The sequence below is a fragment of the Bradyrhizobium cosmicum genome (assembly GCF_032290525.1).
GTDB classification, from domain to species: Bacteria; Pseudomonadota; Alphaproteobacteria; order Rhizobiales; family Xanthobacteraceae; genus Bradyrhizobium; species Bradyrhizobium cosmicum_A.
Map to the genome: position 1 here is coordinate 1 of NZ_JASXTA010000109.1, position 340 is coordinate 340.

Here is a 340-nt window from a genome sequence, read left to right on the forward strand (position 1 = left end):
GTTCTGGCTCTCGGCACTTTGCTGAACTTGGCCGCGGCTGCGCTGCTTGCTTTCACAATCTTCTTTTATGTCGTCGTCTACACGATGTGGCTCAAGCGCCGAACACCGCAGAACATTGTCATTGGCGGTGCTGCTGGCGCACTCCCTCCGGTGATCGGCTGGGTTGCTGCCGCAGGAAGTGCCGGGATCGAACCGCTGATCCTGTTCCTGATCATCTTCCTTTGGACGCCACCCCACTTCTGGGCACTGTCGCTCAATCTCGCCGGAGAATATACCCGGGCCGGCGTGCCGATGCTGCCGGTCGTAGCCGGCAGGGCGGAAACAGGACGCCAGATTCTTC

At 60.3% G+C, this 340-nt stretch carries 1 protein-coding gene; it reads left to right on the top strand.

Annotated features, from left to right (window positions below; genetic code table 11):
* The coding region (locus tag QSV46_RS39260; RefSeq protein ID WP_314964029.1) for a UbiA family prenyltransferase at positions 1 to 340 on the top strand (340 nt) is incomplete at both ends.